Here is a 10,868-nt window from a genome sequence, read left to right as displayed (position 1 = left end):
GCGTCCCCGAGCCGTGGTGCGTGTTCACTCCCCTCGCGCCGGCGGCGTCAGAACAGCGAGTCGGCCGTGGCGGCGCCGATGACGCTGAACACCGCGCCGACGCTCGTCGCCTTGAGCGTGATGCGGAGCACCGCGAGGTCGAGGTCGTACCCCAGCACGGTGACGAGGACCTCCCCCGACACGTCCGAGAGGAACGTCCCCGGCGCGTCGAACGCGAGCGCGAGGATGAACACGGAGAGGTACGAGACAGTGATGAGCGAGATGAACCGGACGGGAATCCCGCCGACCTCGCGCTCTCGGTCGGGGTCGCGGTCGTCGGCCTTGTAGAGCGCGCCGTAGCCGACCGCGAGCACGATAAAGAGGGTGAGAATCGCCTGCGCGAACGACATGCTCCGCGCGAGCACCCACACCTCCTCGGTGACGACGAACGGCCCCGCGAGGAGGAACCCGCCGACGACCTGCTGAGCGGTGTCGGCGAGCGCGAACCGGCGGCGGACTCCGACCATACACCGGTCGTCGGGACGCCGGTAATTAAAAGGCGCGACGGGAGACGCGGCCGATTCGCCGCCGGATTCGCCGCCCCCGCGGGACCAGTTCGAACGCATTTTCACCCCGGCGCGCGAGGCTCCGGTATGAGCGTCCGCGACGAGTTCGACGCCTGGGCGGCCGACGGCCGCGACAAGGGCATGGAGGACCGACACTGGCACACCGCGAAGCACGCGCTCGCACGGATGCCGGTCGAGGAAGGCGACACCGTCGTCGACCTCGGGACCGGGAGCGGCTACGCCCTGCGCGCGCTTCGCGACACGAAGGGCATCGGCCGCGGGTTCGGCCTCGACGGCTCGCCCGAGATGGTCCAGAACGCCCGCGAGTACACCGACACCGACGACCTCTCGTTTCTCGTCGGCGACTTCGACGACCTCCCGTTCGACGACGACAGCGTCGACCACGTCTGGTCGATGGAGGCGTTCTACTACGCCGCCGACCCGCACCACACCCTCGAAGAAATCGCCCGTATCCTCAGGCCCGGCGGGACGTTCTACTGCGCGGTCAATTACTACGAGGAGAACGTCCACTCCCACGAGTGGCAGGACCTCATCTCCATCGACATGACCCGGTGGTCCCACGCCGAGTACCGCGAGGCGTTCCGCGACGCCGGCCTCCACGTCGCCGAACAGGACTCCATCGCCGACCTCGACATCGACATCCCGGCGGCCGCCGAGTTCCCGACCGACGACTGGGAGACCCGCGAGGCGATGGTCGAGCGCTACCGGACGTTCGGCACGCTCCTGACTGTCGGCGTCGCACCCTGACGCGGAACGGGACCGCAGAACCGACCGACCCGCGCTTCCGGCCTAGTCGACGATGTGAGCCGACGCCGGGGCGAATCCGATATCCAGCGTCGTCCCGTCCTCGAATCCGGCCGCTGATTCTTCGCCGCCGTCTTCGACCGCCACGACGAGTTCCGTCCCGCCCCAGTCGAGTCGCACCCGCGTCGTCGCCCCCTGAAACTCGGTGTCGACGACGGTTCCGCGGACTCGGTTCGTCTCCGCGCCGACTCGGAGCTGTTCGGGTCGGACGCAGAAGGTGAGGCTGTCCCCGGTCTCGGGACGTGCGGGTCGGCCGCCGTCTCTCCCGTCGGTTTCAGCGCGGTCGCCGGACGCCGAACCACCTTGGCCGAGGACGCGTCGACCCTCGGCCAGCGTGAACACCGCGTCGCCGACGCCGACGCGAATCCCCCCCGTTTCCGGTCGAGACTCGACGACCCCGTCGAGGACGTTGTTCTCGCCGAGGAACTCCGCGACGAACCGCGTCCGCGGGCGGTGGTAGAGTTCGCGGGGCCGGCCGACCTGTTCGACGCGGCCGCGGTTGAGGACGGCCACCCGGTCGGACACCGCCAGCGCCTCCGACTGGTCGTGGGTGACGTAGACGGTCGTCACGCCGAGTTCCGACTGGATGCGCTTTACCTGTCGGCGGAGGCGGTCGCGGAGCCGGGCGTCGAGCGCCGACATCGGCTCGTCGAGGAGCAGGAGGTCCGGGCCGGGCGCGAGGGCGCGGGCGAGCGCGACACGCTGTTGCTGCCCGCCCGAAAGCGAGTCCGGGTCGCGGTCTTCGAACCCCGCGAGGTCGACGAGGTCCAGCAGTTCCGCGACGCGCTCGTCGCGGGTGCCACCGCCCGGCGGGTCGGTAAAGCGGAGGCCGTAGGCGACGTTCTCGCCGACGCTGAGGTGTGGGAACAGCGCGTAGTTCTGGAACACGACGCCGACGCCCCGGGACTCGGGCGCGACGCCGGCCATCGACTCGCCGTCGAAGCGCACGGTCCCCTCGGTCGGGGACTCGAAGCCGGCGATACAGCGGAGCGTGGTCGTCTTGCCGCAGCCAGAGGGGCCGACGAGCGTGAAAAACTCGCCGTCGTCGACCGACAGCGAGACGGAATCGAGCGCCGTCGCCGACCCGTAGCGCTTGGACACCGCGTCGAGTTCGAGTCTCACGGGTTCGCCTCCGAAGTCACGTTCTCCCCTCGCCGGCGGACGGTCATAATTCTCACTTCCCGCGGCTCGCCCCCGTCTCGTTCCCCGGGCACCCTCATAGCTCGCCCCACCGGCCGCCGAAGCGGTCCACGACGAGGAAGCTGGCGGACGTGACGAGAAGCAGGAGACAGCCCATCGCCGTCGCGGGGCCGAGCCGTCGCCCGAGGAACCGCTCGACCGCGATGGGCATCGTGTAGCTCCCCGCGCCCTCCGCGAGGATGATGGTCGAGTCGAACTCGCCGATGCTGATGGCGACGGCGAACGCCGCGCCCGCGACGACGCCGGTCCAGACGAGCGGCAGTTCGATATCGACGAGCGCGCGGGTTCTGGTCGCGCCGAGCGACCGCGCGGACTCCACGAGCCGGCCGTCGAGTCGGGCGAAAAGCGGCGCGACGTTCCGGGTGACGAAGGGGTACGCGCCGACGGCGTGGGCCGCGACGATAGCGAGCGCGCCGGTGACGCGGATTCGCGTCCCCAGCACGTCGACGCCGAAGACGAGGCCGCGGAGCAGGCCGAGGCCGACGACGATGCCCGAGACGGCGAAGGGGGCCATCGAGAGCACGTCGATGAGGCCGCGCCCGCGGTACCGGCGGGTCGTGAGGACGGCCATCACCACGCCCATCGGGACGGCCACGACGAGCGTCCCCGCGGCGAAGGCCAGCGAGTTCAGGATGGCGGGGAGTGGTTTGACCTGAAAGCTCGCGCCGGTCGCCTGTCGCTCGACGAGGAAGGCGTAGTTGGCGAGCGTGAAGCCGCCGTCGCCGCCGGTGACGCTCGCCAGAATCATGCTGGCGATGGGGACGACGAACACCAGTCCGACGACGAGGGCGTAGCCGGCGATGCCGACCGTCCGAAGCGTCGATTTCGGCGTCCAGTCGGACGGGACGACAGACCGGCGGGGAAGCGGGTTCGCCGCGCCGCCGGCCGACCGCTGGCTGGCCTCGTACCGGAGGTAGACGGCGGTCAGCGTGATGGAGATGACCGTCTCGATGACCGCGAGGCTGGCGGCCTCGGCGTACGCGAGGTCTCGGACCCGCGAGTAGACGAACACCTCGATGGTCGCCAGTTGGAAGCCGCCGAGCGCGAGGACGATGGGGAACGACGCGAAGGTGAAGATGAACGTCAGGGTCGCGCCGACGCCGATGGACGGCAGGAGCTGTGGGAGGACGACGTCGCGGAAGGCCCGCCGCGGGTTCGCGCCGAGCGAGCGGGCGGTCTCGACGGTCCGGGCGTCCACGCTCTCCCACGCGGCGGTGACGACGCGGGCGACGAGCGGGGCGTTGTAGAACGCGTGGGCGACGATGATGGCTTCGAGCGTGAACAGCAGTTCGACCGGCGGGAGGCCGACGGCGGAGAGCGCGCGGTTCAGCGTCCCGTTGCGGCCGAACGTCGCCACGAAGCCGATGGCGACCATGATGGAGGGCATGACGAACGGGAGGATGGTAAGCGAGCGGAGCGTCTCGCGGCCGCGGAACTCGAAGCGCGAGAACAGCCACGCGGCGGGGAGGCCGAGCGCGAGGCTGGCGAGCGTCGAGTAGAACGCCTGTTTCGCCGTGAACCAGATGATGTCGACGAGGTAGAACTCGCTCGTCAGAATCGTCGCGATTGGTTCGACGGTGAGTCGGCCGTCCACGAGGACGGCGTCGGCGAAGACGGTGGCGACGGGGTAGTAAAACAGGACCAGGAGGACGACGGCGGTGAGCGCCGCGACGAGGGTGAGCAGTCGCTGTTCGAGGACGCGGGCGACCCGGCGAACCGAGACGCGGCTCACCGGTTCACCTCACTTTCTGGCGAACTCGCGGGCCCAGGCGTCGGTCCAGTCACTCAGGTTGTTCTGAAGCCGGTCGTAGGAGAACGTGACGGCTTCCGGCGGCTCCTGTGCGTACTGCGCGAAGTCCTCGGGCAGCTCCGCGGTGGTCGTGGCCGGGAACTGGACGTTGCGGACGGCGATTTCGGCCTGCACCTCGGGTCGGAGCATGAAGTCCATGAACTCGGCCGCGAGGTCGGGGTTCGACGCGTCGGCGAAGTGGGCCATCCCCTCGGGGTTGGCGTAGCCCTCGTCGTTCAGGAAGCGAATCTGGTGTTTCGCCATGTCCTCGCCGGACTCGGCGGCGAACACCTGGTCGGTCGAGTACGAGACGACCATCGGGGCCTCCCCGTTCGAGTAGGCGTTGTAGGAGTCCTCCCAGTCGCCGAGGACGCGGACGTCGTTTTCCTTCAGACTCGCCCAGTAGTCGAGGTAGCCGTCTTCGCCCTTGGCGTCGATGGTGTGGAGTAAGAACGCCTGTCCCGTCGCCGACGACGTGGGATTCTGCGCGAGGAGCGCGCCCGCGTACTCGGACTCCAGCAGGCCGTCGAACGTCTCGGGGGCGACGAAGTCGCCGTCGCCGTAGGTCTCGTTGTAGACGAGCGAGATGTAGCCCGTGTCGTAGGGGACCGCGCGGCCCTGCGGGTCGAAGTTCAGTTGCTCGTTCACCTCGTCGGCTCGGGACAGTCCCTCGGCGGGCGAGAACAGCGCCTCGTCGAGCTTCTGGTCGATGCGGACGAGCATCTGCGCGTCGAGGCCGACGTAGAGGTCCGCGCCGGACTCGACGCCCTGGAGGGCGCGCTCGATGTAGTAGTTCACGCCCGAATCGGGCGTCTGCCACTCCAGCGTCGCGTCGAACTCGGACTCGAACGTCTCTTTCAGCCACGGACCTGGGCTCGAACTCGGCGCGTCGACGAACGAGCCGTAGGTACCGACGGTGAGCGTCGGCGACTCGCCGCCCGCGGTCGTCCCCTCGGTCGTCGTCGCCGTGGTCGTCTCGGTCGTGTCGCCCGAAGCCTCGGTCGTCGTCTGCTCGCCGCCGGTCCCGGTACAGCCGGCGAGGAGCGCGGAGACGCCTCCCGCACCGGCGGCCTTCAGGAAACTACGTCGTCTCATTACTCGGTTGTTGCACTCTGTGGTACTTAACGGGCGTGGTGTTCTCGGAGACGAATAAACGGCCGAATCCGTCGGATTCGAGGTCCGTGTCGGGAGAACGACTTTATCCTCGGCGGGAGTATCACCGGAGGTGACTGCTTCTCGTCCGTACGTCCTCGGCGGTGTGCTCGCCCTCTTCGCGCTGCTCGCGGCGGTCATGCTCGCGGACGTGTTGGCGACGGTGTTTTTCGCCATCACCGTCGCCTACCTGCTCGTGCCGCTCAGGCGACGCCTCGAAGCGCGCGGGGCCTCCCGCTGGGTCGCCAGCCTCGCCGCCACCGTCGTCGCGGCGGTCGGCGTCGGCGTCGTGCTCGCGCCGCTCGTCGTCATCGTCTTCCTCCGACTGAGCGACATCCTCGAGCTCGCGGCGCTCCTGCCCGACGTGGTGACCGTCGAGTTCCTCGGGATGGTCGAGACGGTGACGCTCGACGACGTGGTTGCGGTCGGCCTCAACCTGCTCCAGTCGCTCGGCCGCGCCGCCGCCACCGCCGCGCCCGTGGTCCTCATCAAACTCACGCTGTTCGGGTTCCTCGTGTTCTCGCTGCTCCTCAGCGGCGACGCCGTCGGGCGGACGCTCCTCGCGCTGGTCCCCGCCGACTACCGGGACGCGGCGACGGCGCTCAACAAGCGGGCCCGCGAGACGCTGTTCGCCATCTACGTCCTGCAGGCGGCGACCGCCGTCGGCACGTTCGCCATCGGCCTCGTCGTCTTCTGGGCGCTCGGCTACGAGTACGTCGTCACGCTCGCCACGGTCGCGGCCGTCCTCCAGTTCATCCCCATCGTCGGCCCGAGCGTCCTGCTCGCGGCGATGGCCGTCTACCACGCCGCGGTCGGCGACCTCGTCGCCGCCGCGCTCGTCGTCGTCGTCGGCGGATTCGCGGTCGCGTGGCTCCCGGACATCCTGATTCGCCCGCGACTCGCCAGGGAGACCGCCGACCTGCCGGGGAGCCTCTACTTCGTCGGCTTCGTCGGCGGCCTGCTCAGCCTCGGCCCGGTCGGTATCATCGCCGGCCCGCTCGTCGTCGCGCTCCTCGCGGAGTCCGTTGACCTGCTCGGCGCGGAGTTACGCGTCGACGACGGCGGAGGCGAGGAGGCCGCGGGCGACGACCCGGTCGAGACTCCCTGACTGCGCCGCTCGTCAGCCCTCGACGACCGCGCCGTCGCGTTCCTCCCACTCGGTGAGGCTGCCCTCGTAGAACGCCACGTCGTCGTAGCCGAGGTGCGAGAGGACGACGTAGGTGTGGCTGATGCGCCGGGCGGTGTTGCAGTAGAGGACGACCCGACGGTCCGGGGCGACGCCCGCGGCGTCCAGAATCGAGTCGAGTTCGTCCCGCGGTTTCAGCCCGCGGGTCTCGTCGTCGACGAGTTCGCGCCAGTCGAGGTTGACCGCGCCGGGGAGGTGGCCCTCGTCGTACTCCGCGGGGTCGCGGGTGTCCACGATGACGGTCTCGGGGTCGTCGAGCGCGGCTTCGACCGCCTCGAAGTCCACGAGCGGCGTCTCGGTCGGGTCGGTTATCTCGTAGACCGTCCCCTCGACCTCGGTCGCCTCGGTCGTCGTCTCGCGCTCGCGGTTCCACGCGCTGAAGTCGCCGTCGAGGAGGTGGAGTTTCTCGGGGTCGTGTCCGTAGAGGAGGGCGGTCACGAGAAAGCGGGCGGCGAAGACGCCGTGGGTGTCGTCGTAGGCGACCACGTCGTCGTCGGCCGCGACGCCCGCGCCCGAAAGGAGGTCGGACCACGCGTCGCGGCCGGGGAGCATCCCCACGTCGCCGTCGGCGCTTCGGAACTCGTCGAAGGGTATCGACACCGCGCCGGGGAGGTGCCCGATGCCGTCGAACTCCCAGCCGTCCCGCACGTCCACCACGCGAACGTCGCCGAGTCGGTCCGCGAGCCACGTCGAAGAGACCACGTCTACCATGTCCCCACGTTTCCGGGCCGCGGGTTTAGGTCCGCCCCTCCTCGCACCCCTCGCCACGTGTCCGGGGTAGCGGATGTTGTTGCTGGTTTCGTCGGATACCGGGCTGAGAGTCCCCGAGACGGCCGTTCTCCGAGTCAGTTTCGCCGTCTCCCCCGCCATATCTGGGACAATATTGCCGCATCACCCGAGGTCAGGCCGTACATGCCGTCGCTGTGAGAGTTATGGGCCTTCCTGTTGTACGGAGAAACGCGATGTCAAACTCCGATTACGCGAAGGACGTGCTCGTCTCTGCGGACTGGGTGGAGAGCCACCTCGACGAGTTCCAGAGCGACGACCCGGCGTACCGACTCGTCGAAGTGGACGTGGACACCGAGGCGTACGACGAGAGTCACGCCCCCGGTGCCATCGGGTTCAACTGGGAGTCCCAGCTGCAGGACCAGACGACCCGTGACGTGCTGACCAAGGAGGACTTCGAGGACCTCCTCGGTTCCCACGGCATCTCCGAGGACTCCACGGTCGTCCTCTACGGCGACAACTCCAACTGGTTCGCCGCCTACACCTATTGGCAGTTCAAGTATTACGGCCACGAGAACGTTCACCTGATGAACGGCGGCCGCGACTACTGGGTCGACAACGACTATCCGACGACCGACGAAGTCCCGTCCTTCCCGGAGCAAGACTACAGCGCCAAGGGTCCCTTCGAGGACATCCGCGCGTACCGCGACGACGTCGAGAAGGCGGTCGACAAGGGCCTTCCCCTCGTCGACGTTCGCTCGCCCGAAGAGTTCTCCGGCGAGATTCTCGCGCCCCCGGGACTGCAGGAGACCGCCCAGCGCGGCGGCCACATCCCCGGCGCGAGCAACATCTCGTGGGCCGCGACCGTCAACGACGACGGCACCTTCAAGTCCGCCGACGAACTCCGCGAACTCTACGCGGACCAGGGCATCGAAGGCGACGAGTCCACCATCGCCTACTGCCGCATCGGCGAGCGCTCGTCCATCGCGTGGTTCGCCCTCCACGAACTCCTCGGCTACGAGAACGTCACCAACTACGACGGCTCGTGGACGGAGTGGGGCAACCTCGTCGGCGCGCCCGTCGAGAAGGGTAACTGAGCCGCCTCGGCCTCAGTTCGTTTCGAGACCGACCGACCGGTTCTTTTTGCGGTTCACATCGGCAGGACGCTGATGCCGACGGCGACGAGTACGCCCGCGCCGAGAAGCACCATCACGCAGTAGCCCATGATGTCGCGGACCGACAGGCCGCTGATGGAGAGCAGCGGGATGGCCCAGAAGGGCTGGATCATGTTGGTCCACGCGTCGCCCCACGAGGCGGCGACGGCGACTCGCGGGATGGACTCGCCGGACGCCTTCGCGGCCGTGACGAGCGTCTCGCCGATGACGGCCCACTCGCCCCCGCCGGAGGGGACGAAGAAGTTCACGAGACCGGCGGTGAAGAAGGCAAAGGCCGGGAGCGTCCCGTCGGGCGCGACGGCGACCATGCCCTGTGCGATCTGCGTGGCGAGGCTGACGGACCCCTCGGGCGCGTAGGCCATGATGCCCATGATACCCGCGTAGAAGGGGAACTGGAGGATGATTCCCCAGACGTTCTCGACGGCCTCGACGATGGCCTCGATGTACGCCTTGGGCGTCCCGTGGAACAGCAGGCCGAGGAAGAGGAAGCCGAAGTTGACGATGTTCAGGTTGAGGTTGTTCCACGGCATCGTCCCGTTCTGGATTCCCTCCCAGAAGTACAGGACGACCGCGAGCAGGCCGACGACGCCGATTGTCACGCCGATACCGAGCGAGTGCTCGATGCGCGTCGCGAGCGAGGCGTCCTCGGGGACGTCCGTGGAGGCCCACCCGCCAGTCGCTTGCTCGCCACCGTCGGTCGCCGTCTCGAACGCCGCGGGGTCGATGGGCGTCTTCTTCGCGTCGTCGGCCGGGTACATGAGCGCGAACAGCGCCGGCAGGAAGAGGAAGCCGACCGCGACGACCAACACGAGGTTGGCGACCGTGAAGATGGTCCCGCCGGTGCCGAACGTCGTGTCGAGGATGCCCGCCTCGATGAGGAAGTTCCCCTCGGTGTTCAACAGGAGCGGAATCGACCCCGCGAGACCGCCGTGCCAGACGACGAACCCGGAGTACGCCCCGGCGACGACGATGGGGAAGTCGATGCCGCGCATCTCGGTCGCTATCTTCCGGGCGAACAGCGCCCCGACGACGAGGCCGAGACCCCAGTGAACGAACGACGCCGCGGCGGCGACGACAGGCACCATCGCGGCCGCGCCCCGCTCGGTGTTCGGGACGCCCGCGAGGCGCGTCAGGAGCCAGTCCACGGGCTTCGTCTGCGCGAGCGCGTAGCCCGTCATCAGGATGAGCGTCATCTGCATCCCGAACGAAAGCAGGTTCCAGAAGCCGCCGTACCAGCCGTCGATGAGAAGGTTCCCGGCGTGTCCGACCGCGCCGACCCCCTCGGCCGGCGCGACCGACACCAGCGCCAGCACGAACGCCACTCCGGTCAGGATGATGGCGAACAGGAACGCGTCGGGGAGGTACTGTTCGACCAGTTTCGAACTGCGCTCCGCCGCCTGCCTGATAGCGTTTGTCATAGCTCGGATAACCTCATGATAATACAATATATAATGTTTAATATTCGTGCTAGTTCGACTCGGTAGAATGTCACGACCCGGCCGACACGCCGGTCGTCGTCTCGGGTCGAGCCGGGTCGTCGCAGACCCGCGCCGGACTCGCCGCCGCCGATGGGTACAAACCCGAGACGGACATACGGGGGCGTATGTCCGAACTCCTCGACACCCTCCGCGACGACCACGAGACGCCGCTTTCCCGACTCGGCTCCTCGAAGGCGCTGTACGCCGTCACCGGCGGCGAGATGGACGGCGACGCGGTCCGCGCCGCGGCCGCCGCCGAGGCCGCCGCCGCCGCCGACCTGTTCGACTGGTGGGCAGACGACGAACCGAACGACGAGGCGGCCGCGCTCTTCGCCGACCTCGCCGACACCGCCCGCGAGCACGCCGAAACCGTCGGCGCGGAGCCCGACGGCTCGAAGCCGAACGTCTACGACGTGCTGGCCGAGTTCGAGACGACCGACGGCCGCCTCGGCGGCGCGCTCGCCCGCGCGCTCGTGTCGCTGAAGACCGTCGAGCAGATGGTCGGCTTCTTCGTCGGCGACGCGGACCCGATGGCCGCCAACGACTTCCGCACGCTCAAGTCCGACCTCAACGACCAACTCGACACGCTCGAAGCCGCCATCGACGACCTCGTCGAGGACGACGCCGTCGCCCGCGAGGCCGCCGACGCGGTGGTCGAAGCCGCCTACGACGAGTACGTCGAGACGCTGGAAGGCATGGGCGTCAAGCCGAAGAACGTCTGCTAAGTCCCCTTTTCACTCACAGAGGTCGCCGTTGGCGACCGACCCGGCGTAGACCGTCTCCGTGAACGAT

The 10,868-nt window shown here is 68.7% G+C and carries 10 protein-coding genes; 4 read left to right on the top strand and 6 right to left on the bottom strand.

Annotation, left to right across the window (positions count from 1 at the left end; translation table 11 throughout):
• Nucleotides 1–47: 47 nt before the first annotated feature.
• Nucleotides 48–506, bottom strand: coding sequence for a DUF2391 family protein (locus C454_RS07225; protein WP_004974024.1), 459 nt, complete (start codon nt 504–506; stop codon nt 48–50).
• Nucleotides 507–632: 126 nt separating this feature from the next.
• On the opposite strand from C454_RS07225, the gene C454_RS07220 reads away from it, so the two are divergent.
• Nucleotides 633–1,313: a class I SAM-dependent methyltransferase gene (locus C454_RS07220; protein WP_004974023.1), complete on the top strand. Its 681-nt coding sequence runs from the start codon at nt 633–635 to the stop codon at nt 1,311–1,313.
• A gap of 42 nt (nt 1,314–1,355) precedes the next feature.
• Here the strand turns inward: C454_RS07220 and C454_RS07215 are convergent, their stop codons facing one another.
• From C454_RS07215 to C454_RS07205, 3 genes are all read right to left on the bottom strand, one after another.
• A complete protein-coding gene (locus C454_RS07215; protein ID WP_004974022.1) occupies nt 1,356–2,492 on the bottom strand; it encodes an ABC transporter ATP-binding protein in 1,137 nt (378 codons plus the stop codon).
• A gap of 94 nt (nt 2,493–2,586) precedes the next feature.
• Nucleotides 2,587–4,302 (bottom strand): ABC transporter permease, encoded by a 1,716-nt coding sequence (locus C454_RS07210; protein WP_004974021.1) that lies wholly within the window; start codon nt 4,300–4,302, stop codon nt 2,587–2,589.
• A gap of 9 nt (nt 4,303–4,311) precedes the next feature.
• Nucleotides 4,312–5,454, bottom strand: coding sequence for a thiamine ABC transporter substrate-binding protein (locus C454_RS07205; RefSeq protein WP_004974020.1), 1,143 nt, complete (start codon nt 5,452–5,454; stop codon nt 4,312–4,314).
• Nucleotides 5,455–5,584: 130 nt separating this feature from the next.
• Here C454_RS07205 and C454_RS07200 point away from each other — a divergent pair, with 130 nt between their 5' ends.
• Nucleotides 5,585–6,619 carry an AI-2E family transporter gene (locus C454_RS07200; protein WP_049905001.1) on the top strand — a complete coding sequence of 345 codons (1,035 nt, stop codon included), beginning with the start codon at nt 5,585–5,587 and terminating at the stop codon, nt 6,617–6,619.
• Between the two features lie 12 nt (nt 6,620–6,631).
• Here C454_RS07200 and C454_RS07195 read toward each other — a convergent pair whose 3' ends face one another.
• On the bottom strand, nt 6,632–7,408 hold the full coding sequence (locus C454_RS07195; protein ID WP_004974018.1) for a sulfurtransferase: 777 nt from the start codon (nt 7,406–7,408) through the stop codon (nt 6,632–6,634).
• Nucleotides 7,409–7,659: 251 nt separating this feature from the next.
• Here C454_RS07195 and C454_RS07190 point away from each other — a divergent pair, with 251 nt between their 5' ends.
• Complete coding sequence (locus tag C454_RS07190; RefSeq protein WP_004974017.1) at nt 7,660–8,520, top strand: sulfurtransferase; 861 nt, start codon at nt 7,660–7,662, stop codon at nt 8,518–8,520.
• A gap of 53 nt (nt 8,521–8,573) precedes the next feature.
• On the opposite strand, the gene C454_RS07185 is transcribed toward C454_RS07190, so the two are convergent.
• A complete protein-coding gene (locus C454_RS07185) occupies nt 8,574–10,016 on the bottom strand; it encodes a short-chain fatty acid transporter (protein ID WP_004974016.1) in 1,443 nt (480 codons plus the stop codon).
• 185 nt (nt 10,017–10,201) lie between these two features.
• Between C454_RS07185 and C454_RS07180 the strand changes: the two genes are divergently transcribed.
• Nucleotides 10,202–10,801: a hypothetical protein gene (locus C454_RS07180; RefSeq protein WP_004974015.1), complete on the top strand. Its 600-nt coding sequence runs from the start codon at nt 10,202–10,204 to the stop codon at nt 10,799–10,801.
• Nucleotides 10,802–10,868: the final 67 nt, after the last annotated feature.

The organism is Haloferax gibbonsii ATCC 33959 (assembly GCF_000336775.1).
GTDB classification, from domain to species: Archaea; Halobacteriota; Halobacteria; order Halobacteriales; family Haloferacaceae; genus Haloferax; species Haloferax gibbonsii.
The sequence above is the reverse complement of the archived record's forward strand: the minus strand, read 5'-3'. Positions and strand labels throughout refer to the sequence as shown.